Here is a 25622-nt window from a genome sequence, read left to right on the forward strand (position 1 = left end):
CTCTCTCACCGACGTTTGCGCTGCGGCGGTGTCCAGCCCGGTACCGGCACGGCCTCTATGAGCCTGCGGGTATAGGCAGCCTGAGGATCGTCCAGCACCTGGTCGATGGGACCTTCCTCGACAACGGTTCCGTCTCGCATCACCAGAACGCGATCGCAGATCTGACGGACGACGGCCAGGTCGTGCGAGACGAACAGATACGCCAGCTGCGTCTCCTCGCGGAGGTCGCTGAGCAATCTGAGCACCTGCGCCTGGACGCTGACGTCGAGCGCCGACACCGCTTCGTCGAGGATCAGCAGGTGCGGCTGCGGCGCCAAAGCCCGCGCGATGGCGAATCGCTGCCGCTGACCTCCGGACAAATGCCGGGGATAGGAATCGGCGTGGTGCGCCTCCAGTCCGACACGCTTCAGCAGCGTGCGGGCGAACTCGTTCGTCGATTGACCGGCCGGCGTGCCATGGATGGCGAAGATCTCCGCGAGACACGCTCCGAGCTTCTGGCGAGGGTCCAAGGATCCGAACGGGTCCTGGAAGACCATCTGCACTCGTCGGGCCTGGGCGCGGCGAGCGACCGCTGTCCGGGCGGGTCTCGTCTGCTCGCCCCAGAAGGTGATCCGCCCCTCTGTGGTCCGCTCGAGCCCCGCGATCATTCGTGCGGTGGTCGATTTCCCCGAACCCGACTCACCGACGATCCCGACGGACTCGCCTGGCATCAGATCGAAGCTCACATCGTCGACGGCTCGGAAATCTCCGCCGGGAGAAGCGAAGACCTTCGTCACGTGTTCCAGTGATACAAGAGATGCGCTCACTGTGCGATCCTCTCCAGCCGGTTTCGGATCTCGTGAGTTCTCACGCATGCGGACACACTGTCGTCGCCCACTGGCCGCAGCCGCGGTTCGCTCTCGACGCATTCGGGCTCGACGAAGCGGCATCGATCCGCGAAAGCGCAGCGATCGTGCACGGACGACGCGAGCGTCGGGACTCCCGGGATGCTGGCGGGAAGCTCGCGTCTCGTCAGAGAAGGGCGCGCGGCCAGCAACGCAGAGGTGTAGGGGTGCGTCGGGGTGCTCGTCACTGAGCGAGCCGGCCCCGCCTCGATGATGCGCCCCGCGTACATCACCACCAGCCGATCGGTCGTGGCCGCGGCGAGATCGAGATCATGGGTCACGAAGAGGAGCCCGACATCGTGAGCCCGAATCACGTCTCCGAAGATCGACATGACCTCCGCCTGAACGGTGACGTCGAGCGCGGTGGTCGGCTCGTCGGCGAGCAGGAGCTGAGGTTCGGGCATCAGGGCGGCGACGATCATCACGCGCTGCAGCAGACCCCCCGAGAGCTGGCCGGGGTACTGCTTCATCTGCCGCACAGGATCGCGGAACCCCACCTCTTCGAGCAGCCGCCCGGCGCGATCCCGCGCTTCGCGGCGGGACAGACGGCGATCGGCCACGACCGCCTCTGTGAGGAAGTCGCCGATGGTCCACAGTGGGTTGATGTGCGCTCGAGGATCCTGGTAGATCATCCCCACCCGACGAGATCGAAACCTCGCGAGGTGCGAAGGTCGCATCGAGAGGACGTCCTCACCGTCGAACTCAATGCTGCCCTTACTGCTGAAGCCCTTGGGCAACTGCCCCATCACCGCGCGCAACGTCATCGACTTGCCCGAGCCGGACTCCCCTACGACGCCGACGGCTTCGCCAGGGCGCACGTCGAGGTCGACTCCGCTGAGGACCGGCACGAGCTCGCGCCCGATCCGATTGCGTACGTGCAGGCCCCGGATCGAAAGAAGCGGGGGACGAGGGTCTTCTGTGTGTGTCATCGACTCGCTCCCAGCATCCTCTGCAGACGTTCCCCCAGGAGGGTGAAAGAGATCACGGTGAGGACGATCATGACTCCGGCCGCCGTCGTCTGTTGGGGATTCCCGGCGAGGAGCTCGGTGCGGCCGGCGATGACCATGGCCCCCCATTCCGCGGTCGGCGGCTGGACTCCGAGTCCGATGAACGACAGCGCACCGAACTCGAGCAGCGCGACGCTGAAGCCGAAAGTCGCCTGAGCGAGCACGATCGGCATGACACCGCGCAAAATATGCGCATTGATTCGCACGGTCGACACTCCAGAGAGTGCGAGCGCCTCGACGTAGGGGCGGTGACGCTCCTGCAGCGCAGTTCCCCTGATCACGCGCGCCACGTAAGGCGAACTCGCGAATGCCATGGCCAGCACGGGCGCCCAGAACCCGGCACCGAGAACCGTGACCGCGATGATGGCCACGATCATCCCGGGTATGGCGATGAACACGTTGAGAACCGAGGACGTCGCACTGTCCACGAACCCGCCGTACCAGGACGACAGCAGAGCGAGGAGGGTGCCGATGATGACGCTGATGCAGACGATGAGCAAAGCCGCCGCGTAGCTGATCTGCGCGCCCCAGAGGATCCGGGAGAGAAGGTCTCGTCCGAGCGAATCCGTGCCGAGGAGGTGCGCCGGACTCGGGCCTTGGTTAGCGGCGAGGAGATCAGTGGAATCCGGGGCATACGGCGCGACCAACGGCCCGATCGCGGCCATCACGATAAGCGCCCCGCAGAGGACGATGAGGAAGATCGTGTACGGATCCAGGGCAGGCAGGCGTCTCCGGCCCCACCGAGGAATGCGCAGAGCTGAGGTGATGCCGGCGAGTGTCATGCTCTCTCCTTTCGGGACCGGAGCGACGGATCCAGGAGCACGTGGATCACATCGACCAGTGCCATGACGATCACGTACACGGCGACGACGATCACGGACACCGCCGCGACCACAGGGACATCCTTGGTTCCCACGCTGCGGACGAGCAAGGATCCGATCCCGTCGAGGGTGAAGGCGGTCTCGACGATCACGCTGCCCGCCACGAGTGCGGCGAGAGTGAGACCTGTCGCTGTGACGATCGGGACCCCGGCATTGCGCAGCACATGCTTCCCGATCACCAGATGCCGCGGCAGTCCCCTGCCGATCGCCGTACGGACATGCTCCTTCGACCGCTGATCGTCGATGGACGCCATCGAGATCTGCGCCATGTAAGCGATCCACGACACCGAGAGCGCGATCGCCGGGAGGGTCAGATGCCAGAACCGATCCACGCCGGGCGCGCCCGCGCCGAAGCTCGGAAACCACCGCAGGTTCACTGCGAAGAGCCCGAGGAGCGCCGTCGCCGCAACATAGCTCGGTATCGAGATCAGCAGGGCGATCAGTCCCGCGATCGCAGGTCTGATGCGCTCGGTGAGCCCGCCGATCAGACCGAGCGCGATACCGAGCAGCACGATCAGGACGGCGGCGTAGAGGACCAGTTGCAGAGTGACCTCTGCGCGAGGCGCGAGCACGGAGATGACAGAGTCCCGGTAGGTGTACGAGGTGCCGAGGTCTCCACGCAGCAGACCTCCGATCCACTCGACGTAGCGCACGATCAGCGGCCTGTCCAGGCCCAGCTGCTCTCGCATGGCCGCGCGGGCCTCTTCGGTCGCCTTCCCTCCGAGGATCTGAGCGATCGGGTCTCCCGGCGTGAGGGACAACGCCGAGAAGACGAGGAACGACGTCACGAGTATCGTCGCCACGGGGAGCACGATCCAGCGCACGAGCCGTTGGCGCACTCTGGTCGCCGCAGAGGCGCGCCTTCCGATCGCCCGCACGCTCACGGTCGATGGCCCCAGATCGATCCCCGCTGTCACAGCCGGAACTCCGGGCGCAGGTGGGCCCACGGTTGCAGCGTCTCCCAGACGGCGGCCATCTGCAGAAGCCGAGCGTCCTGATGCTGAGGCATGTGCAGCTGCATGCCGACAGGCATCCCGTCGGAATCGAACCCCGCCGGCACCGTGATCGCGGGGATCCCGGCATGAGATGCGGGTTCGGTGTACCGATGAAAGTCGATCGCCGGGTGCGCGACGGGCACCCCGTCTATCTCGGTGTTGCCCCCTGCTGCGCCCGGATGCGGGAACGCCGCCACCGGGCTCGTGGGAGTGATGAGCAGATCGAACTCCTCGAACACGCGGTTGTAGGTCCGGGTGATCTCGGCTCGAGTCTCGGAAGCCGTGTGAAGGTGTCTCTCCAATGTGACCCGCTGCGCCGCCTCGCTGACGCTGCGCATGGCGGGATGCGGCAGCGGGGCGTTCGGATCGAGGAAGGCGGGACCCCAGAAATCGATGAAGTACTCCACCGGGTCCGGCAGAGGCAGGTCGATGAGATTGACCTCGGCTCCTGCGCCCACCAGCACGTCGATGGCCCGACGGACGACGGCAGCCACCTCAGCACTCGGGGCCGCACCGGACGGGCTCTGCGCGTAGGCGATGCGGACACCGGCGAGGTCGGCGGGAAGGGCGCGCACGGCGCTGACGAAGTCGCGGGCGGGCAACGGCGTCGAGAACGGAGCCAATGGGTGATGCCCCGCCGTGACCTCCAACAGAAGAGCCTGATCGACGACGGTACGGGTGAGCGGACCGTCGGTCACCGCCGAGTCCCAAGGGTGCTCACCCGGGATCCAACGCAGCGAGGCTTTGAGCCCGACCACACCGCAGTAGGACGCGGGGATGCGCACCGACCCGCCGCCGTCTGAGCCCCAGGCGAGCTGTCCCATGCCGGATGCGCTCGCCACTGCTGCACCGCCGCTGGATCCGCCGGCGGTGCGCGACAGCCGCCAAGGGTTGTTGGTGACTCCGGTGAGTGCGCTCTCGGTGACTCCGAGCATCCCGAACTCCGGGGTGGTCGTCTTGCCGATGAGGATAGCCCCAGCGCCTCGAAGACGGCCCACTGCGAGAGAATCCGCATCGGGGACGTGCTCGGCGAACTGCGTGCTGCCGAAGGTCGTTCTGATCCCCGCTGTGGCCGAGAGGTCCTTGACGGTGAGCGGCACGCCGAACAGCGGAGGCAGGTCTGCTGGATCTGCTCGCATCACCTCCTCGTCCGCACGCGCCGCCTGATCCATTGCCTGCTCGGCGAGGACCGTGACGAAGGCGTTCGTCTGCGCTTCGTGCTCATCGATCTGCTGAAGCGCGGCGGCCACCGCCTCCGACGGCTTGACGCTGCGCGAGCGGATGAGGGACGCCACGTCTGCACCGGACATCCAGGCGAGCTCGTCGGAGCGCGGAGTCGTCGACATCACGCCTCGTCCTCCTCGTCCACGCTCCACAGCGCCTTCCACGTCGCGACCATCGCCGGTCGCTCGGATCCCTCGATCTCCATGACGCAGTCGTAGGTGACGAGGTAGCCGCCGGCTCGAGGCTGCAACTGCGTGATCTCACCCGCGACTCGCACACGGTCGGAGATGGTCACCGGAGACGTGAACCGGACTCGATCGAGACCGTAGTTCCACCCCGTCCACGCGTCCGCCTCCACGTACGACACCTGGCCGACGAGGTGATCCAGGAGCGCCAGCAGGTGGAATCCTTCCACCAGGCCCTCCGGATAGCCTGCAGGATCGAAAGGGCTCTCGGCCTGATCCAGGTAGGACGCCTTCTCGAAATGGATTCTGGCGTCGTCTGATATCTCGAGCCATTCGCTGACGAACCGTCGTCCGACGAGACTCTCGATCTCGCTCCAAGGGGCCACGGCGCGCTCTGCGCTGGTTGGGATAGTGCTCACGGTGCTCCTCGGGTACTCGCACTCAAGGTCGGGTGAAAGCACTCTACGAAAAAACTCGCCGTTTGTATAGAGCTCGTCACAAAATAATAATCGTCAGCCGTTCGCGCTCTGCACGCCCACCAAGCCGAGCGCCGCCAAGCCGCGCTCCACCACCGCTCGCTGACGCTCTTCCGTCCAGTACTGCGGGTGTTCGACCGCGGAGAGCACAGCTCCGTTGACGAGCGTGCGAAGGAAGTCGATCGCCTCCCCCATCGCATCCTCATCAATCAGACCGTTGAGCCTCGCCCGGAATGCCGAGCGGGCCCTGCCCTCCATCGAGTCGAAGAAGCTCGCTATCGCACTGTTGTCCGCGGAGTGGACGAGCGCGACTCTGCAGCGCTCGATATCGATCTCCTCAGGTGTCAGCGGAACCATCCACAGCAGGTACGCACGCAGGTCCTCGACGCGGTCGCCGGTCAGGGGCAGCGATGCGACATCATCGTCGTAGTTTGTGGACAGCTCATCGATGATGCCGGCCAGGAGCGTCTGCCTGTCCGCGTAGAAGTGCGTCACCAGCGTGATGGAGCCCTTGAGTTCGCGGGCCAGCGCACGCAACGTCAGCCCGTCGGGGCCGCTGCGGGCGAGCACGCGCATCGCCGCCACGCTGATCTCATGCCTGCGCGCCGCATGGTCGACGATCTTCGGCATGATCCCTCCTCCGTCTGTAACACCCCGCCCGGTCAGAGCAGCTGGAATACGCGGATTCGGATCCGCTGGCCTTCATCGCTCGCCACCCCGATGAACTGATTCTCCGCCAACCATCGGTACGTGGGCGAATCCGTGCGGAAAGTGAAGGCCGTACGGAAATAGTACGAGCCTTCCTCGACGGGTTGCCCTGCCTCGAGAAGCTCCTCGACCTCGAGCGTCGCACGGAAGTAGCCCACATTGGTGACGTCCACCACGACGCCATCGCTCGTCTTGATGAGATACCGGGCCTCGACACGCGTCGTGTCCTGCCGCTTCACCGACCAGTCGCCGCCGCCCGACAGCACCTCGCCCGAGAGGCGTGGCCCTTCGAAACTCCCCCCCGTGATCGGAGTGAACCACAACTTCTCGTCTTCTCCGACACCGATGTGCCACCCCTCGGCGATGTCCACGAGGATGTCGAAGGCGAACTCGAAGGTCGGCATGGTCAGGTCGGGCATGGGGTTCCTCTTGTCGTGGTCTTTCAGGTGTGTTCCTCGGCGGTCATGCGCAGACCCGAGCGGAATCATCGGGGCGCCGGCAGACGTCCCGACACGACCGCACCCCGGTAGACGACCGCGGTCGGATGTACGGCGGCGAGGTCGTAACCGGGAGTCGTGAACGGGTCGACGTTGAGCACGACGAGGTTTGCGAGCTTTCCCGGCGATACGCTGCCGTAGTCCTTCTCGATGCGCAGCTGCACCGAGGCATCGATCGTGTACCCCCGAAGCAGCCTGGACAGCGAGAGCGATGCTGCGGCGGCAGGTCGCCTGCTCTCGACGAATCGTTCAGCATCCAGAGGCACCTCCGGATCGATCCGGGTGACGGCGATCTGCATGCCGAAGAAGGGTGCCGCCCGGTGCAGTTCAGCGGCCGACACCACATCACTCGAGAACGTGACCCGCGCACCGGCGTCGGCGATCGCGGCCACGTCGTACATACGCTCCCAGCGATGCGGACCGAGGTGGCGTGCGGCCTCCTCCCCGAAGTATCCGCCGGACCAATGATTGGTCCAGTTGACGATCACTCCGAGCTCAGCGGGCCGAGCCAGATCGGCCGGATCCACGAGCTCGCAGTGAGCGAACGTAACCTGGACGTTCCATGCGGTGCCCTCTGCCTCCACCTGAGACCGTGCACGCTCTACCGCGTCGCATGCCGTGCGGAAGGCCCGGTCGCCGACCATGTGGATGTGAAGGTCCACGGCTGCTCCGTTGCACAGACGCAGGCACTCCACGAGATCGTCGAGCTCCATCTGGATCGCCCCCAGCGGGCCCGCATTGTCTTCGCTGAGCAGCGGATCGATGACGGCTCCGCTGCCGAGCTCGTTCGTGCCGTCGAGGAACAGCTTGACGGTGCGCACCCGCACCTTGCTCGAGTCGGAGTCGTCGTCGAGCGCAGCCACCGTCTCGAGCGCCTCTGGCAGATCGGCCAGGGTGCGGAACCGAATCGCTCCTTCGTAGTGCATGTGGAGGTCTCCACGGCTGTCGAGCTCTCGCATCGCAGTGATGACCTCCGGCGACTCGATGAGCGCGTCGAATACGGCCACCACTCCGGTGCTCCCGAGGAAGTCCAGGACCGGCCGGATGATCTCCGGCGTCGGCCGCTCCGGCGGAGTCCAGCCCAGCGCCTCATACATTCGCGGAAGGAACCCCGCGTGCGCGTTCTCGAAGATGTACCCGGTCGGGCGTCCACCGGCATCCCTCGCGAATCGCTCAAGTCCTGGCACAGGGTCCGGAGTGTTCTCGTCGACACCGAGGAGCTCGAGCATCCGGGTGTTGACCCAGCTCGCATGATCGCCGGAGTCCTGTACGAGCACCGGACGATCGGAGATAGCGCTATCGAGCAGCTCCTTCGTCGCGCCGGCTTCGCCGAGGAGAGCAGTCGGGAAGTACTCGAAATACAGGTACGGCGCCTCCTCTTTCGGATGCGCTGCGCCGTGGTCGCGAATGGCATCGAGGACCTCGTCCACGCTGTGCGTCTCCGGCAGCTGCACATGCCATCCGCTCATCGCCACCAGGGCGGGGTGGGAGTGGGCATCGATCAGACCAGGGATCACCGTCCTCCCATCGAGATCCACCGTCGGGAGATCGTGATCCGCGGGGAGATCGGAGGCATGACCCACCCACTCGAAGCGGCCGTCTTGGATCACGACGGTGTCCGCCACGGGACACTGGTCGTCGGAGGTGTGGATCACCGCATTCGTCAGGATCATCCCGGACATCACCCTTTCGCGGGGCAGGACTCCCCGGTTCATTCGCCACCACCGGTGCCGCCGAGGTAGGCGACGGAGGGCATCGACATGTACGCGAACGACGTGATCGCGCCGCCGAGGCGGCTGTTCAGAAACGTCGTGGTGTGCAGGCTCAACAGCGGGATCGCGGCCGACGTGGCCTCCCCGATCTCCTGCGCCTCGATCACGAGGCGCGCACGGTCCTCCGGATCGACGGCCGCTCGCGCCCGCTCGAGGAGAGTGGCGAGCTCGGGATCGGCGATCTGCGTGTAGTTGTAAGGGGCGCCTTCAGTCAGGGTGAACCCGAGGGGCTCCAGCGGCTCCGCCGTCGCGTTGAAAGACTCGCCGAGCAGCAGGTCCAAGCCGAAGCGCTCCCTGGTCACCGAGTCGTAGGAGGCGGTCGCATAGTCGAGGGGCTGGAGATCCTTGATCTCGATCTGCACACCGACCGCCTCTGCCTGCTGCTGCACCAGCTGCGCCACCCGCGAGAGGGTGGCCTGCCCCGCGGGCACGCCCAGCACCAGCGTCTCGCCGCCATAGCCTGAGCCTTCGACGAGCTTCTTCGCGGCCTCGGGATCGAACGTCCGCGCAGCCGCCCACTTGTCATAGGCGTCCTCGTACAGCTCGTGCTGCGCGGTCGGCCACGTGCGCGGGGTCACCGTGGCGTAGAGAGGGGCCGCCGCTCCGGAGTAGACGGTCGTCGCGAGCGCTTCTCTGTCGATGGCCTTCTGCAGGGCATCCCGGAGGGCGACGTCGGCCAGCGGCCCGTCCGCCCTGGCCACATACAGCTGCAGGCTCTCCATCGACGGACCGAAGAAGAGCTGCCCGTTCGAGGCTGCTCCGAGAGTCGGCACTGCGGAGGGATCGATGCGGTATGCGCCGTCGATCTCGCCGGTCGACAGCGCTTGGGATGCGGCCGTGCTGTCCGTGATGAAGGTGAACTTCGCGCGCTCGACGAGCAGAGGGAGCTCCTTGTTCCAGTAGTCGGGGTTGCGCTCGATGGTGATGTCGCTTCCCGGGCGCCACTGGTCGAGCGTGTACGGCCCGCTGCACATGATCCCTCCTGCCGCAGTTCCGAACGACGCACCGGCTGTCTCGGCGAAGGAGCGTTCCACGACGGCACCGGCGAACGTCGCCATCTGCGCATTGAACATCGCATCCGGCTGGGCGAACCGAACCGTCACCGTGGCATCGTCCGTCTTCTCGACGTCGGCGACGTTCGCGAACAGGAACGCGGTGATCGCAGCCGGGTCCGCCGCTCGGTCCAGACTGTAGACGATGTCGTCTGCGGTGACGGGCCGACCGTCCCAGAACGTCGCCTTCGCTTCGATGGTGTAGACGAGCGTCAGCGGGTCCGGCGCCTCGAAGCTGACGAGGTTCGCATGCAGGGTGTAGTCCTCGTCGATTGCCAGGAGCGGGTCGCAGAGGTTCGCGACCACCGTCGCGCTCGAGTACGTCGCGGAGTCCCTGGGATCAAGCGTCGCCGGCTCGCCATCCGGCAGGTTCCACGTGATCTCCGACACCGACTCTGTAACCGATGGTGCGCGATCGGTCAGTTCGACCTCGATCTCGTCGGATCCCGTCGGGGTCGAGCATGCGGTGATGGACAGGAGACCCGCGGCGATGGTCGCCATCGTCAAAACCCTGCGGTATCGAAGGGACGTGCGTTCGGCCATGGAGTCCTCCGGATGGGCGGCTGTTCAGACTTTTATAGAACACTTGCTATTAAAAAAGCAAGAGGCTTCCCGTTGCAGAACGACCGCTCCGGGCTCCGCGAACACGCGCCTCAGCCGCGCGAAGAGAAGGCGATCTCCCGCAGGATCGCAGCGAGGCGATCCTGCGTCTCCTCGTCGAGCACCGAGTACAACCGCTTCTCCGCAGCGCGCGCCGCGTGGTGGGCGACACGGTGCAGGCGCACTCCGGCATCCGTCGCGACGACGACGTTCGCCCGACGATCTCGAGGGTCGGGCTGCCGCTCGACAAGGCCATCGGCCTGCAGCTCGTCGATGAGCGCCACGACCTGACTGGGGTCGAGCCGGAGGAAGTCAGCGAGCTCGCGCTGCGACGGACGCTCGCCGGAGACGGCGAGCGCGAGCACCGAATAGGACCTCACTCGCAGCCCGTGCGCCGCGAGCGCCACGTTCCCCGCAGCGAGCGACAGCGCATTCGTCCGGGCGAGCAGGAAACTGAGCTCGTCGGCGAGACCACTCTCGCACAGCCGGTCCACAGCCACGCTCACATCATCAGTCGGAATCGGGGAGGTCACGACGCAACGATAACAAATGATGAGCGAACACAATGATTGACTTTCTCAATCATTGTGTGGTTCGATCATCGTGATTCGAAAGGACATCATGTCTCTCAACGGAAAAGCCGCCATCGTCACAGGCTCCGGCCGCGGGCTGGGCCTCGCCTACGCGCAGGAACTCGCACGCCAGGGAGCCTCCGTCGTGATCAACGACATCGACGCCGCCATCGCCGACTCAGCGGTCGAGAGCATCCGCTCAACGGGCGGAAACGCCACCGCCGTCGCGGCGCCGGTCGGGTCTGCGGACACCGCACAGGCTCTGGTCGATGCCGCCGTCTCCCACTTCGGACGACTCGACATCCTCGTGACGAATGCCGGAGTCCTACGCGACACCGTGCTGTGGAAGATGAGTGACGACGACTTCGACACCGTGATCGACGTTCACCTGCGTGGAACATTCACCACCGTCCGCGCCGCTGCCTCCTATATGCGTGAGAACGAGATCGCCGGCCGCATCATCTGCATCGGATCGCCTACCGGCCAGCGCGGCAACTTCGGGCAGACGAACTATGCGGCGGCGAAGGCGGGGATCGTCGGGATGGTGCGCACCTGGGCGCTCGAGCTCCGGCGGGCGGGGATCACTGCGAACGCGATCATTCCCGTCGCCGCCACGGCGATGACCGCGACGGTGCCGTACTTCGCCGCCGCCGTCGAGGCGGATGCCGCAGGCCGACCGATGCCCGACTTCTTCCGGCACGACCTCGGCTTCGGCACCGCTGCCGACGTCAGCGGACTCATCGCCTACCTGGCCTCGGACGACGCGGCCGGCGTGACAGGACAGGCGATCGGCATCGGCGGCGACCGCATCCAGTTGTGGTCCCATCCCGAGCCCGTGGTCACGGAGTACCGTGACGGAGGCTGGACGACCGCCGCGCTCGAAGAGCTCTTCCCTACACTGATCGGCGAGCGGCTGCAGGACGTCGGCGAGAAGTTCCCGCCTCTTCCCGCCGAACTCCAGCGTCCTGCTCCTCAGGCCTGATGACCGTGGCCCGCTACGAGTCGGCCATCGACCTCGCCTCGATCACCGCCGTCGACATGCATGTGCACATCGAGGTCGATGAACACGGGCACACCTCGCTGCCACCCGACCTCGCCGACGCCGCCTCCGCCTACTTCTCGACAGAGGGGCCGCGCCCCGATCTCGACTCGGTGGCGTCCTACTATCGCGATCACCGCATGGCCGCAGTCGTCTTCACCGTCGACGCGACGACGCAATTGGGCCACAGGGGCCTCGCGAGCGAGGAGATCGCCGAGGGTGCAGCGCGCAACAACGACGTGCTGATCCCGTTCGGCTCGGTGGACCCGCGCCTCGGCATCGAGGCCGTCGACCGCGCACGGCGTCTCATCGACGAGCACGGCGTTCGCGGATTCAAGTTCCACCCCACTGTCCAGGGGTTCGATCCCAGCAATACGACGAACTACGCGCTCTACGGCGTCCTGCAGGACGCGGGAGTGGTCGCCCTGTTCCACACCGGGCAGACAGGCATCGGCGCAGGACTCCCCGGTGGGCGTGGCCTTCGTCTCGGGCTGTCGAACCCGATCCTGCTCGACCCGGTTGCCGCGGACTTCCCCGACCTGCAGATCGTCATGGCGCACCCGTCGGTGCCCTGGCAGGACGAGGCGCTGTCGGTGGCGACCCACAAGCACAACACCTGGATCGACCTGTCGGGCTGGAGCCCGAAGTACTTCCCGGAGAACCTCGTCAGGCACGCGAACACGCTTCTCCGGTACCGCGTGCTCTTCGGCTCCGACTTCCCCCTCCTCACCCCCGAACGCTGGATGCGCGACGTCGACAAGACCTCGCTCAGACCAGAGGTGATGCCGGGGATCCTCAAGGACAACGCCGCACGCCTGCTCGGCCTCGCACACTGACCCCATCGAAAGGAACATCATGACCACCACCGTCGCCTATGCCGACGTCGACGGACTCGCCGGAACAGATCTCGGCTGGTCCGAATGGCTGGAGGTCACGCAGGACCGCGTGAACCTCTTCGCCGACGCCACCGACGACCACCAGTGGATCCACACCGACCCGGAGCGTGCGAAGGACGGCCCCTTCGGAGGACCGATCGCGCACGGCTTCCTGTCCCTCTCGCTCGTCATCAAGTTCTGGACCGAGCTGTTCGACGTCGACGGCGTCTCCACTAAGGTCAACTACGGTCTCGACAAGGTCCGCTTCATCTCCCCCGTCACCGTCGGCGCTCAGGTGCGCGGCAACGCCGTGATCGCCGAGGTCGCCGAGATACCGGGCGGCTACCAGCTCGCCGTCGACCACACCATCGAGATCCAGGGCGCCGCCAAGCCCGCCGTCGCCGCGCGGAGCCTGTACCGCTTCTACGCGTGACACCTCTCGGCGCCCGGCACACGGCGGGCGCAGACAACGCTTCGGCGCAAGGACGCGCCCCACCTCGAAGAAGAGAACGATGCACACACAAGGACTCGGAGCCTGGCTCCCTCGACGCCGACTGCGAAACCCCCGCAAGGCGGCGATCACCTTCGGAGACGGGCAGCAGCTCTCCTATGCGCAGCTCGCGCACTCGGCGGAGCGCATGTCCGCGGTCCTCGTCGAACGCGGCGTGCGCCAGGGCGACAGGGTCGCCTATCTCGGCGAGAACAGCCCGGACTTCCTCATCACGCTGTTCGCAACGGTGCGGATCGGCGCCGTGTTCGTCCCCGTCAACACCCGCCTCGCGGTACCCGAGATCGCGCACGTCCTCACGGACAGCGGCGCTCGCATCCTGATCCACGATCCGGAGTTCGCCCATCGGCTCGAGCGCATGCTCGCCGCGCCCGGAGCCCCGGCCCATGCCATCCGCACCGGATCGTCGGGGCGCGACGGCTCCCTCGGGCTCGCCCGTCTGATCGATCAGGCCACGGAGGTCCCGCCATTGCACGCGGCCGACGACGACACTCCTGCGGCCATCGTCTACACCTCGGGGACCACGGGTCGGGCCAAGGGCGCCGTCCTCACGCACGCGAACCTGACCGCGGTGGCCGTCAACAACCTCATCGACTATGACATCTGCTCCGACGACATCGCACTGATGATCTCGCCGCTGTTCCACGTCGCGGCTTTGGGCATGGGGGCACTGCCGGTGCTCCTCAAGGGCGGCACCCTCGTTCTCGAGAGAAGCTTCGATGCGGGCACGGCGCTGGATCTGATCGAACGTCACCGCGTCACCATGCTCTCCGGCGTCCCCACCACGTTCCAGCTGCTGGCCGATCACCCGGCTTGGGGCTCGACCGACCTGTCGAGTCTCAGCAAACTGACCTGCGGAGGGTCCGCGGTGCCCTCGCGCATCCTTACCGCCTATGAGGAACGCGGGATGTCGTTCTCCCAGGGGTATGGGATGACCGAAACCTCGCCTGGTGCGACCTCGCTAGCCCCCGAGATGGCCGTGCACAAGCACGGCAGCGTCGGTCTTCCGCACTTCTTCACCGATGTCCGCGTGGTCGATGAGCGCGGCACGGAGGTCACGGCGGGAACCGTCGGCGAGATCCAGATCACGGGGCCCAACGTCTTCGCGGGCTATCACGGCCTTCCCGATGCGACGGCCGCTTCGCTCACTTCGGATGGCTGGTTCCGCTCGGGTGACCTCGGATACATCGACGACCACGGCTACCTATACGTCGCCGACCGGTTGAAGGACATGATCATCTCCGGCGGGGAGAACATCTATCCCGCTGAGGTCGAGTCACTCATCGCAGACATCGACGGGGTGACGGGAGCCGCCGTGATCGGGGTCCCCGACGAGAGATGGGGCGAGGCGCCGATCGCGGTTCTCACGGTTGGCGATGGTTTCGACATCACGCTCGACACCGTTCGAGGAGCGTTGGAAGGTCGCGTCGCCCGGTACAAGCTGCCCACCCGCATCGAGATCGTCGACTCGCTGCCTCGAACCGCCTCGGGCAAAGTGCGCAAGAACGAGGTTCGAGCACTGTTCTCGCGGTGAGGGCGCTCGTCTCGCCGGCTTCCGGGTGCAGGACGCTCGAGGCCGGCGCCTCGCCCGCGAGCCGCCCTGCCCCTCGAGCGGAGACGCGCCCGAGGAAAAGCATGCCGGCTCGTCGATCGATCTTGTACTACCTTGGCGTCAACAACGGTGATCAACGCTCGAGAGGTACGACTGCATGCCGGAGGATCGCGCTCGGTCGGCGTCTATGCGCGACGTGGCCGAGCTCGCGGGCGTATCCGGACAAACCGTCTCTCGCGTGGCGAACAATCTGGGCAACGTGACGGAGCGGACACGCCGTCGCGTCGAACTGGCGATGAAGGAGCTCGGCTATCGTCCGAACATCGCGGCGCGTGCCCTCCGAAACGGCGAGTTCCGATCGATAGCCGTCGTGGTGTTCGGCCTCGAGACTCTGGGCAACGTGCGGACAGTGAGCGCGATAGCCGAGGAGGCGGCGAGACGGAGCTATGCCGTCGAACTGATATCGGTGCAGCATTCGCCCGAAGAAGCGGGCACGGCCGACTTCTCATGGGCCATACGTAGACTCGGGCAGGATGCCGTCGACGGCATCATACTGATCCTGGAGACGAGCAACTCCGCCGGAGCGGCAGTGCGCCTACCTCCTGGCGTTCCCGCGGTGATCGTCGATGCGGGCGCCGCTTTCGAGCATCCGTCGGTCGACGCGAACCAGGAGCAGGGCGCCCGCCTCGCCGTGGATCACCTTCTTGAGCTCGGACATCCGACCGTCTGGCATATCGCCGGGCCGCCCGAATCGAACGCGGCGGCTGCACGTGCACGAGCATGGCGGACTCAGCTCGAACAAGCCGGTCGACTCGTTCCCGAGATGCTCATCGGCGACTGGACCCCTGAGTCCGGCTACAACGCAGCGCTGGAACTGGCCGCCCGCCAGGAAGTGACGGCGGTCTTTGCAGCAAACGATCAGATGGCACTCGGCGCCCTCCGCGCGTTTCACGAGAACGGGGTCCCTGTACCTGAGGGCATCAGCGTCGTGGGATTCGACGACATGGTCGAGTCATCGCAGTTCTGGCCCCCGCTCACGACGGTGCGGCAACGCTTCAAGGCAGCGGGTGCCACCGCCGTATCCCTGCTCGTCGACCAGATCGAGCATGGTGAAGCCCCGGCAGGACGGCGCGTGATCGATACAGAGCTCGTGGTGCGCGCGTCGACCGGCCCCTTCGGCGAGCGATCTTCCCGCCGATAGGCGATCGCCCGACTCACGCCGTTGACATCAGCGTTTCCGAGCATGTATCTTTGGCTCGAATGTTTACGTAACCATTCGTATTTTCGCGGGACCACACCGACATGAAGCTCCCCTCAGAGTTCGGACCCACGATCGTCGAAACTCATCCCTATCCCCCTCCGTTCGTGAGCGAAAGGCCGCTGTCCGTGACATTCACGCAGACCGATCAGACCGGGCCCACCGGGCGCACGACTGAGACCCGTTCCGGGCGGGAATCCTTCATCAGCACGAGCACCGCGCCGCACTGGTTCGATGGCGTCGTCACGGGAAGCGGAGTCGTCGGTGCGATCGTATGGGGCGCTCCGCACGAGCACGTGGTCTCCCTCTCACATGAGCGGTTCTTCGTGCCCGCGAACTCGATCATGCCGCCTCCCGACACCGGCGCGCGGATCGAGGACATTCGACGAGAGCTCCTCTCCGCGAACCCGTCCGCCGCAGCGGCTCTGGTCGCAGACAGCGTCGCGGAAGCTGCAATGGACGATCTCATCTGGACAGACCCGCTTGGCCCCACGTCGGAGCTGCGCATCGAGTGCGCGACGGTCGAACCGCACACGTATCGCCGATCCGTGGACTTCGCCACCGGCGAGGTCCACATCCGCTGGATGGACGACGCCGGCGCGACCGAACTTCGCGTATCCGCCCGCCGCGGCGACTCGAACGTCACCGTGCGGTACCGCTCCGACAGCCCCGGGCCCGTGACGGCGCACCTCGGCATGCCTCGCAACAGAGAGGCACTGCGCGGCGAATCACCCGACTACGCCGACGACGTCGAGTGCCGCGTATGGGAGGAGAGCCCCACGACGGCGAGCCTGGAGCTGCGTGCGACGCACCCCGAGAGTGGACGCATCGTCTCCGCCACGACCCGCATCCAGGCGCCCCTCGCCTCGCAGGTGCGCATCCACGACGGCGACATCATCGCCCGCATCGACACCCTCGCCGGCGAATGGGCGCAGGTCGATATCACCGTGGACGTGAACGACGGCGCTGCGCACTCGTCATCCGATCCCCACGCGCATGACGCGTTGCAGAGAGCCTCCACCCTCTCTCTCGCTTCGCTCGTTCCCGCGGACATCACGACGGAGGAGCTGCTCGGCCGGGCCCCCGACGACACGGACCACGCACTCGCGCTCATCGAGCTGGCCTACGCGGCAGGCCGATACAACATCATCTCGTCGACAGGCGAGCTCCCCGCCACCCTCCAGGGAGTCTGGCAAGGCACATGGTCACCCCCGTGGTCGGCGGACTACACCCTGAACGGGAACGTGCAGAACGGGTCGATCGCCTCGCTCGTGTCTACGGGCACCCCCGAGCTCATTCGATCGGTCACGCGACTGGTCGTCCCTCGCCTCGAAGACTTCCGCACCAACGCGAGACGCGTCTTCGGAGTCGAGGGCGCCCTGCTTCCGTCTCGCATGAGCAGCCACGGCCTCGCCAATCACTTCTCCGCTGACTACCCTCTCCAGTTCTGGACAGGATGCGGCGGCTGGATCCTCCGTATGCTCGCAGACGCCGTCCTGGCGACGGGCGACCGCGAGCTCGTCGACGACAGCACATGGCACCTCGTGGAGGAAGTGCTGCGCTTCTACCAGGAGGTCGGCTCCCAGGTTCCGCTTGCGCCCGCCTACTCGCCGGAGAACACCCCGTTGGGCGCCCCCACCCCCATCTCCGTCGACCCGACGATGGACATCGCGATCCTCCGGGACCTTGCCCGGTCTGCTACCGTGCTCGCCGAGGCCAGAGGAGTGCCGACTCCGGAACTGCCCACGGTCGCTGCACGGTACCGCGTGGAAGACGGGCGTCTCGCCGAGTGGTCATCCCCAGGACAACCCGATGACGTCGCCCATCGTCACGTAAGTCAGCTGTACGGCCTCTGGTACGAGCCCGATGATGCCTTCGACGACCCGCAGCTGCGCAGCGCCGCGGCAAAGCTGATTCACGACAAGATCGCCTGGCGGGCCGAGAACCCAGGACCACCTCCTGGCAACATGGAGATGGCGTTCGGGCTCACACAGCTCGGTCTGGCCGCGGCCACGTTGGGAGACTCCGACGCCCTGCAGCAGTGCATCGAATGGCTCACACAGCTGCACTTCACGACGGCGATGACGACCACTCACGATGCCGGAAGGATGTTCAACGTCGACGCGAGCGGTGGACTGCCCGCTGTGATCGCTTCCGCTCTCGTGCAGTCGACCCGCCAGACGATCCATCTGCTGCCTGCGCTGCCCGGGCCCTGGACGAACGGATCCGTGACGGGGCTCACCACCCGAACCGGCCTGCGGGTGGACGAGCTGAGTTGGGACGAGCACGGCATGACCGTCGCACTGTCCGGCGATCCGGCCTCACGCTGGGTGCGTCGCGAGGGCGTGACTGTTCAGCTCCCCCGGCCTGCGTCCCTGCGCAGCGGATCCGACCCTGCCACGCGCTTCCGTCTTGCGGAGGCCGACTCGCACACCTTGAACTTCCGGTGGGTCGAGGAGACGACTCCCTCGAGATCATGACCAGGTCTCGCCTCCACGCGCCACCACCGGAACCCGCATGCCCGCCGACCCACCCCGAGGCGACCCCCGTCTTCCGCCTCAGAACAGGAATCAGGACCCGATGAACAGACCACTCTCACCCCTCGATCCGTCCACTCTCCCTGCCCCCGTGGACGTCTCCGACAACTCCGCCGCACTTGCGGCAGTGGATGCGGTGATCGAGGCGGGTCCGTACGCGGCGGACTGGGAATCGCTTCGCGCGTACGAACCGCCCCGCTGGTATCTCGATGCCAAACTCGGCATCTTCATCCACTGGGGCGTCTATTCTGTACCTGCTTTCCACAACGAGTGGTACTCGCGAAACATGTACCGCGAGGCGAGCGAAGACTTCGCTCATCATCGGGAGACCTATGGTGAGCATCGCGACTTCGGATACAAGGACTTCATCCCTCACTTCACGATGCGCGACTTCGATCCTGACGAGTGGGCGGCTGTGTTCAAGCGCGCAGGAGCGCAGTTCGTGGTTCCCGTCGCCGAGCACCACGACGGCTTCGCGATGTACGACACGGAGCGATCGCGGTGGAACGCGGCGGCGATGGGACCGCAGCGGGATGTCTTCGGCGATCTGACCGCGGCTGTCGACCGCGCCTGGATGGTACCGGGGGCGTCATCGCATCGGGCCGAGCACTGGTTCTTCATGAACGGCGGTTCCCGTTTCGACTCCGATGTGCGCGACCCTGCGTACGCGGACTTCTACGGACCGGCCCAGCGGGAAGAGGTGGCGCCGAACGAGCGGTTCCTCGAAGACTGGCTGCTGCGGACCGTCGAGGTCATCGACAAGTACCGCCCCCAGGTCCTGTGGTTCGACTGGTGGATCGAGCAGCCGGCCTTCGAGCCCTACCTGCGCCGGCTGGCCGCGTACTACTACAACCGCGCTGCCGAGTGGGGGCGCGAGGTCGCCATCAATTACAAATGGAAGGCGTTCGCCGAGGGCAGCGCCGTGTACGACATCGAACGCGGGACGATGGGCGGGATCCGTCCGGCCGTATGGCAGAACGACTCGGCCATCTCGAAGAACTCGTGGAGCTGGATCGAGGGTCACGAGTACAAGACGGTCGATGCGCTCGTCGCCGAGCTCGCGGACACGGTGTCGAAGAACGGCCTGCTCCTGCTCAACGTCGGCCCCACCCCGGAGGGAACCATTCCGGATGCCGAGAAGCGTGTTCTCGAAGGCATCGGGGACTGGCTGACCCGCAACGGCGAGGCGATCTACGGCACCCGCCCCTGGCGGATCGCCCAGGAGGGCCCGACGCAGCTGACCGTCGGGTCATTCGTCGACGCCGCGACCCCGGAGTACGGCTCTGCAGACATCCGTTTCACCACTCGGCACGATGTCACGGGCGACTACCTGTACGCGATCCTCCTCGCCGAGCCCGACGATGGCGTGGCGCGGATCCGCTCCTTCGGCACGGGATCCGGTCTGCTCGACCGCGGTATCCGCGAGGTGACGGTGCTCGGCGTCGCCGAAGCCGTGGCCTGGGAGCAGACGGCCTCTGAGCTGAGCGTGACGCTGCCCCCGCAGAGCCCGCTCGCGTGCGGTCCCGTCGTCAAGGTGTTCCTCGAAGAGGCCGTCACGCCGCCGCGCCAGGACTTCCTCCACGGCTGAGCCGAACGAAGAGGTGCCAACGGGCCGCTCGATCCACACCGCGGATCGAGCGGCCCGTGTCTTGCGGGACAGTCGCATACTCGCGGTGTGATCGACGAGTGCGGCATCCCGAACATGGAGTACGACGATTGACCCCTCGACATGTGCCGCCGAGTCCCTCGGGCTCGAATGCACAGAAGGAGCGCACGTCCCCAGGTCGAGGACGTGCGCTCCTTGTCTGTGCGATGCGGCCGCCGGGTCAGACGCCGATGACGCGGCGACTCTTAGCGGCCGCGAAGACTCCACCCGCGGTCAGCAGGACGAGCGCGAGCAGCGCCACCGCGATGGGCAGTTCGGCTCCCGTGATTGCCAGGTGTCCGGTCGTCGATCCGCCGACAGATCCGCCGACTATCCCGCCGCCCGCGCCGGGCGTCGTGCCCGGGCCTGCGCCGCCTCCGGGAACGGTCGCGGCGCGCACCGCGGCGGTGGGATCGCTCGTCACCGAACCGTCTCGGAAGCCCTCGAGAGAACCCGTGACGGTGACAGTGATGCGGGAGCCCACGGCATCCGCGGGAATCACGAACTGATCGCCCGTCTGTGCCGCCGCCGCCGAGAGAAGGATAGACGCGGGGACAGTATCGTCGCTCCTGGCTCCGACGGGGACGCCGTCGACGGCCCACTCGTACGTCAGCGACGTGCCCTCGGGCCAGCCCTCCGACTCCGCGGCGAGAGTCTCTCCGACCACGGCCTGGCCCGAGATCGACGGACGCTCCGACGGAGCGACCTCGTCGACGACCGTCGGTGCGGCGAACGTCAGGGTCAGGCGCGGTGCCAGGCCCTCCGCGTTGGGGTTACGGGCGCCGCCCTCTCTCGAGACGAAGAGAAGATCCTGCCTCTTCGTCTCGTTCACGGCGAAGGAGACCGCGGAGGCGTCCGCGGCGAGCCGCGTGACAAGAGGAAGGACGTCGATCGTCGCCTTGGAGCCCACCGGCTTCTGCGTCGCGGAGTACGACGCGTCCGATCCGACCTTGTTCGGTGATGTGACGTCGAAGGGTGCCGACGTGGCGGTCACCGTGGTGTCGATCGCCGGCTTGGTCAGCCAGGTCACGGCACCGTCCACGGTGTTCGTGCGCGCCGGAGGCGTGCTCTTGCCGTCCCCTTCGATCCACCCGGGGGTCGCGAGCGCCGCGACCAGGCTGTTGGAGCCGCTGAGTCCACCCTTGGCGGGCCCCGCGTACGTCATGGTGAGCTCGGCGGACAGCAGTTCCCCTGCCGCGATGCGCTCGCCCAGGTCTCCCAGCTCGAACGAGAGCAGGCTGAGCTTGGAGTCACGATTCGACTGGTTACCCGCGTACTTCTCGCCGAGGACGCCGCCGAGGTTCGCGTCGTTGAAGTTCAACATCCGCAGCAGTTCGCCGTCACCGTAGTTCAGGGTCTGCTCCGCGTTCCACGTCTGTACGTTCGTGTCCGCCGCGACCGGGATCTCGATCCTCTCCGCATCGGGATCGATGACCTTGACCGTCGCCGATCCCGTCGCGGTCGCACCGTGGGAGTCGGTCGCGAGGAGGGGGATGCTGGTGGTGCCGGCCTGAGCGCTGGTGGGCGTCCAGTGCAGGGCGTTGTCCGTGATGGTCGCGCCCTCCGGCAGCGACGGGGACGATACCTGCACGGTGTCGCCGTCGCCGTCGCTCACCGGAATCGGGAGGACGAGCTCGGTGCCGACCTCGATCTCCGACGTCGGGATCGTTCCGAAGACGGGCGCGACATCCTCGATGAAGTCGAAGTCGCGGTTCACGACGTTCGTGAGCTTCAGGGCGAACTGCGTCAGTCTCGTGACCGGCGTTCCGGCGACCGAGAGGTCGTGGATGCGCAGATCAGTGGTGTTCGAGATGTTGATGGGCAGATTGTGCGAGAACCAGACGTCGTCCAGGATGAGGGAGCCGAAACGGTCGGATGCGGAGCTCCCTCGCCCGCCGATGGACGCATTGGTGGTGACCTTGGAGGTGTCGAACGTCGCGTCGGTGAACTTCACCTTCGTGTCCGCGGTGAAGTTGGACAGCGTGATCCCGAGGTTCTTGAATCCGACGTAGTTGACGTTCTCGAAGGTGAAGTCCTTCTGCGTGTAACCGCCGCCACCGCCGATGCGCACGCCGTTTCCTGCACCTGCGGTCCAGCCGAGGTGGTTCTTGACCGAGATGCCGAACGTGTCCGCGGTGTCCCACGACAGCCGGTCGGGGTCGGGGGTGAACTTGTCGTTCGGGTTGTAGTGACCGCTCGCGAAGGTGTCGTCGTTGCCCAGGGAGAGCGCTCCGTTCACCGTGACGTTCTGGCCGCTGGCCAGGTTGATCCCGTCGACCCAGGGCTGTGCGTAGGGGGTCAGGCCCTTGATGTTGTTGAACGTGATGTTCTTCGCGGTGTGCGTCTCCCAGTTCCACTGCTTCGCATCGCGGGCGAGGGTGTCGTTGAACGTGATGTTCTGCGAGTGGAGGATCATGACGCCACCCTGGTGCTGGGACGTCGCCGCATCGTGGCGCCAGCCTCCGTTGCCCGTGTCGTAGTTCGCGAATCCGTTGCCGTCGAACACGCCACGTCCGTAGAACGTGATGTTGGCCGAGTTCCAGATCCCGATGGTCGGCTCCATGGCCTCCATGGTCGGCTGGATGCGGTTCTTCAGCAGAGCGCCTTCCGCGGTGTAGATCGTGACGGGCTTCGTTCTATTGCGCAGATCGAGACCGGCATATGTGTACCATCCGTCGGGGAAGTACAGCGTGTCCTTCGAGTCGTCCGAGTAGAGCTCGTCGATAGCTGCCCGGATCTGAGTCGTCTGATCGGTAGCGCCCGTCGCGTCGGTGACGAAGTCCATGACGTTCACCACGTTGTCGGCGCTGGGGTCGGGGATGGTGGCCGGGTCCTCGAGCGGGTCGTTGACGATGGCGAGTCCCGGCTGCGCTCCGTTGATCTCCACGATGACGTAGCGCAGTTCGCTCGACATCGTGAAGGTCAGTGTCGTGCCGGACACCGCGACGGCCGAAGCGGGATAGTCCTTCTCGGGGTAGATCTTCCACGAGGTGATCGGCTCATTCGCCGTCACTGTGAGGACGGGCGTCGAATCGTCCGACGCGAACCGTGCGACAGCCATCCGGTTGTTGAATCGGTTCGAGTACTTCGCGACGAACACGTCCGTACCGTTCGCCTCGAGCGTGAAGCGATCGGACCGGGCATCTCCCGGGGTGTCGCGATACGTGTGCACGGATGCAGCCGCCTCAGCGGCGGCGGGAGGTGGGGCCGAGATCAGGGGGCTGATCAGAATGGCAGCGATCAGTGCCGCAGTGACCGCCCGGGGTGACTTCTTCGTCATGACTTCCTCGCTCGTAGATTGATCGGGTCAAAACGAAGATAGATCTGATCCTTGTTCACGTCAACAACGGGATGGCTGGAGCCCGTCGACGCGCGTTCCCCCAGAGAACTAGCTCGAAAACAAGCGGTGAGGCGGCCTCATCTCCTGCCGGCCTTGACATATGGCGACGTCAACACATTATGATGAAACATCGGATGATCACGTCACCATTCGACACCGAAGGATTGGACATAGATGTCAACCATGGCAAGGCCGACGGCTCTCGCCCCGCGCAGACCACAACCTGGCCGACCACGTCGTCGTCGCCACAGGTGGGCAGGGCTGGCTTTTCTGACGCCCTTCCTCTGCGTGTTCGCCGTCACGGTCCTGGCGCCCGTCATCTACGCGATCGTCCTGAGCGTGTTCCGTGAGCGACTGGTCGGAGGCAACTCTTTCGTAGGGTTCGACAACTATCTCGCCGCGTTCGCAGACCCCAAGTTCCTCGAGGGACTCCTCCGTGTGTCCGGTTTCCTCGTCGTCCAGGTCCCCATCATGCTGGTGCTGGCTCTTCTCGCGGCCATGGCGATCGATTCCCGACGGCTCGCGAAGCCCGGCTTCTACCGCATCGCACTGTTCCTGCCCTACGCGGTTCCCGGCATCGTGGCGGTGCTCATGTGGGGGTTCCTCTACTCCGACCGCGTCGGCATGGCGGGGAACATCAACTCCCTCCTCGGCTTCGAGCTGATCACGCCCTTCGCATCCCAGTGGATCCTCTTCGCCATCGGAAACATCGTCACGTGGCAGTTCGTGGGCTACAACATGGTCATCTTCTACGCAGCCCTGCGAACCATCCCCGAGGAGCTGTACGAGGCGGCAGCCATCGATGGGGCCGGGGCCTGGCGCGTCGTGGCGAGTGTCAAACTCCCCGCCCTGCGTGGTGCCATCGTCATCGCGACGATCTTCTCCATCATCGGAAGCTTCCAGCTCTTCAACGAACCGAACATCCTCCGCGCGAACGCCCCAGGCCTCATCACGACGTTCTACACACCCAACATGTATGCGTACAACTTGAGCTTCATCGGGCAGCAGGCCAACTACGCGGCAACCTTGGCGATCATCATGGGCGTCATCACGGGAGTGATCGCCTACATCGTCCAGGTCCGCGGTACCCGTCAGGAGATCCAATGAGTCGCGCAGTGGCGGATCGCCGTCGATTCCTCAGCAGCCCGCGACGGTCTGTTGCCCTGACCATCGTCATGGTCGTGTTCGTGCTCTACTCACTCGTTCCGCTGGCCTGGCTCATCATCAGTGCCACCAAGACGCAGCAGTCGCTCTCCGGATCCTTCGGCCTGTGGTTCTCAGGGCCGTTCGCTCTCTTCGATAACATCTGGCAGACGCTGACCCACGACAACGGCATCTTCGTGCAGTGGCTGGGCAACACGCTTCTGTACGTCGTCGCCGGGGCGGGCGGAGCCACGCTCCTGGCCACCCTCGGCGGCTATGGGCTGGCACGGTTCGAGTTCCCTGGCAAGCGCGTCATCTTCACTGTGATCCTGGCTGCGATTGCGATCCCCGGAACCGCGCTCGCCGTGCCAACCTTCCTGCTGTTCAGCCAGATGGGTCTGACGAACACGGTGTGGGCCGTGATCATCCCCTCACTCGTGTCTCCGTTCGGTCTCTACCTGGTCTGGGTGTACGCGCAAGAGGCAATCCCTGCAGAACTCCTCGAAGCTGCTCGGGTGGACGGATCCGGAGAGCTTCGCACGTTCTTCACCATCTCACTTCGGCTGCTGGCGCCCGGCGTGGCGACGGTGGGCCTGTTCTCGATCGTCGCCTCATGGAACAACTACTTTCTCCCGCTCATCATGCTCAGCGACCCTGAGCTCTATCCCCTGACCATCGGTCTGAACCTCTGGAACCAGCAAGGCCAGGGAATCGGCGCCGATCCGATCTTCAACCTCGTCATCACGGGATCGCTCCTGACGATCATTCCCATCGTCGGCGCATTCCTGCTCATGCAGCGGTACTGGCAGTCCGGCCTCGCGGCCGGCAGCGTCAAGCAGTGACCGCTGCATCCGATGACGCCACCCCATCCC

General features: G+C 65.8%; 21 protein-coding genes. 9 read left to right on the forward strand and 12 right to left on the reverse strand.

Annotated features, from left to right (window positions below):
* Positions 1 to 5 precede the first annotated feature (5 nt).
* The 11 genes from MRBLWH11_RS00905 to MRBLWH11_RS00955 all read right to left on the reverse strand — a co-directional run bounded on the left by MRBLWH11_RS00905 (position 6) and on the right by MRBLWH11_RS00955 (position 10781).
* Positions 6 to 806, reverse strand: coding sequence for an ATP-binding cassette domain-containing protein (locus MRBLWH11_RS00905; protein WP_341946369.1), 801 nt, complete (start codon positions 804 to 806; stop codon positions 6 to 8).
* Positions 803 to 1813, reverse strand: coding sequence for an ABC transporter ATP-binding protein (locus MRBLWH11_RS00910; RefSeq protein ID WP_341946370.1), 1011 nt, complete (start codon positions 1811 to 1813; stop codon positions 803 to 805). Before MRBLWH11_RS00910 ends, MRBLWH11_RS00905 begins: the two co-directional genes overlap by 4 nt.
* Entirely contained in the window at positions 1810 to 2673 is an 864-nt protein-coding gene (locus MRBLWH11_RS00915; RefSeq protein WP_341946371.1) for an ABC transporter permease, read from the reverse strand. Before MRBLWH11_RS00915 ends, MRBLWH11_RS00910 begins: the two co-directional genes overlap by 4 nt.
* Positions 2670 to 3611 (reverse strand): ABC transporter permease, encoded by a 942-nt coding sequence (locus MRBLWH11_RS00920; RefSeq protein ID WP_341946372.1) that lies wholly within the window; start codon positions 3609 to 3611, stop codon positions 2670 to 2672. The genes MRBLWH11_RS00915 and MRBLWH11_RS00920 overlap by 4 nt, the downstream gene beginning before the upstream one ends.
* Positions 3612 to 3685: 74 nt before the next feature.
* Entirely contained in the window at positions 3686 to 5113 is a 1428-nt protein-coding gene (locus tag MRBLWH11_RS00925; protein WP_341947869.1) for an amidase, read from the reverse strand.
* Positions 5113 to 5595, reverse strand: coding sequence for a hypothetical protein (locus MRBLWH11_RS00930; RefSeq protein WP_341946373.1), 483 nt, complete (start codon positions 5593 to 5595; stop codon positions 5113 to 5115). The genes MRBLWH11_RS00925 and MRBLWH11_RS00930 overlap by 1 nt, the downstream gene beginning before the upstream one ends.
* 93 nt (positions 5596 to 5688) lie before the next feature.
* Positions 5689 to 6282 (reverse strand): TetR family transcriptional regulator C-terminal domain-containing protein, encoded by a 594-nt coding sequence (locus MRBLWH11_RS00935; RefSeq protein WP_341946374.1) that lies wholly within the window; start codon positions 6280 to 6282, stop codon positions 5689 to 5691.
* A gap of 32 nt (positions 6283 to 6314) precedes the next feature.
* Complete coding sequence (locus MRBLWH11_RS00940) at positions 6315 to 6779, reverse strand: DUF3237 domain-containing protein (RefSeq protein WP_341940303.1); 465 nt, start codon at positions 6777 to 6779, stop codon at positions 6315 to 6317.
* 65 nt (positions 6780 to 6844) lie between these two features.
* Positions 6845 to 8530: an amidohydrolase family protein gene (locus tag MRBLWH11_RS00945; RefSeq protein ID WP_341946375.1), complete on the reverse strand. Its 1686-nt coding sequence runs from the start codon at positions 8528 to 8530 to the stop codon at positions 6845 to 6847.
* A gap of 38 nt (positions 8531 to 8568) precedes the next feature.
* Positions 8569 to 10182 (reverse strand): ABC transporter substrate-binding protein, encoded by a 1614-nt coding sequence (locus MRBLWH11_RS00950; protein ID WP_341946376.1) that lies wholly within the window; start codon positions 10180 to 10182, stop codon positions 8569 to 8571.
* A 152-nt stretch (positions 10183 to 10334) separates the two neighbouring features.
* Positions 10335 to 10781, reverse strand: coding sequence for a MarR family winged helix-turn-helix transcriptional regulator (locus tag MRBLWH11_RS00955; RefSeq protein ID WP_341946377.1), 447 nt, complete (start codon positions 10779 to 10781; stop codon positions 10335 to 10337).
* 121 nt (positions 10782 to 10902) lie between these two features.
* On the opposite strand from MRBLWH11_RS00955, the gene MRBLWH11_RS00960 reads away from it, so the two are divergent.
* The 7 genes from MRBLWH11_RS00960 to MRBLWH11_RS00990 all read left to right on the forward strand — a co-directional run bounded on the left by MRBLWH11_RS00960 (position 10903) and on the right by MRBLWH11_RS00990 (position 20210).
* The gene (locus tag MRBLWH11_RS00960) at positions 10903 to 11835 is read left to right on the forward strand and encodes an SDR family NAD(P)-dependent oxidoreductase (protein ID WP_341946378.1); all 933 of its coding nucleotides are present in this window, start codon (positions 10903 to 10905) and stop codon (positions 11833 to 11835) included.
* Entirely contained in the window at positions 11835 to 12728 is an 894-nt protein-coding gene (locus MRBLWH11_RS00965) for an amidohydrolase family protein (RefSeq protein ID WP_341946379.1), read from the forward strand. Before MRBLWH11_RS00960 ends, MRBLWH11_RS00965 begins: the two co-directional genes overlap by 1 nt.
* A gap of 19 nt (positions 12729 to 12747) precedes the next feature.
* Positions 12748 to 13200 carry a MaoC family dehydratase gene (locus MRBLWH11_RS00970; protein ID WP_341940309.1) on the forward strand — a complete coding sequence of 151 codons (453 nt, stop codon included), beginning with the start codon at positions 12748 to 12750 and terminating at the stop codon, positions 13198 to 13200.
* A 79-nt stretch (positions 13201 to 13279) separates the two neighbouring features.
* Entirely contained in the window at positions 13280 to 14809 is a 1530-nt protein-coding gene (locus tag MRBLWH11_RS00975; protein WP_341946380.1) for a long-chain fatty acid--CoA ligase, read from the forward strand.
* 205 nt (positions 14810 to 15014) lie between these two features.
* Positions 15015 to 16028 (forward strand): LacI family DNA-binding transcriptional regulator, encoded by a 1014-nt coding sequence (locus tag MRBLWH11_RS00980; protein WP_341940311.1) that lies wholly within the window; start codon positions 15015 to 15017, stop codon positions 16026 to 16028.
* 185 nt (positions 16029 to 16213) lie between these two features.
* Positions 16214 to 18565: a glycoside hydrolase N-terminal domain-containing protein gene (locus tag MRBLWH11_RS00985; protein ID WP_341946381.1), complete on the forward strand. Its 2352-nt coding sequence runs from the start codon at positions 16214 to 16216 to the stop codon at positions 18563 to 18565.
* A gap of 100 nt (positions 18566 to 18665) precedes the next feature.
* Positions 18666 to 20210, forward strand: a complete 1545-nt coding sequence (locus MRBLWH11_RS00990; protein ID WP_341940313.1) for an alpha-L-fucosidase — start codon at positions 18666 to 18668, stop codon at positions 20208 to 20210.
* Positions 20211 to 20448: 238 nt separating this feature from the next.
* Here MRBLWH11_RS00990 and MRBLWH11_RS00995 read toward each other — a convergent pair whose 3' ends face one another.
* On the reverse strand, positions 20449 to 23547 hold the full coding sequence (locus MRBLWH11_RS00995) for a putative Ig domain-containing protein (protein WP_341940314.1): 3099 nt from the start codon (positions 23545 to 23547) through the stop codon (positions 20449 to 20451).
* A gap of 234 nt (positions 23548 to 23781) precedes the next feature.
* Between MRBLWH11_RS00995 and MRBLWH11_RS01000 the strand changes: the two genes are divergently transcribed.
* Together MRBLWH11_RS01000 and MRBLWH11_RS01005 are read left to right on the forward strand one after the other, a co-directional pair.
* Positions 23782 to 24714 (forward strand): sugar ABC transporter permease, encoded by a 933-nt coding sequence (locus MRBLWH11_RS01000; RefSeq protein ID WP_341940315.1) that lies wholly within the window; start codon positions 23782 to 23784, stop codon positions 24712 to 24714.
* Positions 24711 to 25592, forward strand: a complete 882-nt coding sequence (locus MRBLWH11_RS01005; RefSeq protein WP_341940316.1) for a carbohydrate ABC transporter permease — start codon at positions 24711 to 24713, stop codon at positions 25590 to 25592. Before MRBLWH11_RS01000 ends, MRBLWH11_RS01005 begins: the two co-directional genes overlap by 4 nt.
* The last annotated feature ends 30 nt before the right edge of the window (positions 25593 to 25622 follow it).

Source organism: Microbacterium sp. LWH11-1.2, from assembly GCF_038397745.1.
Lineage (GTDB): Bacteria > Actinomycetota > Actinomycetes > Actinomycetales > Microbacteriaceae > Microbacterium.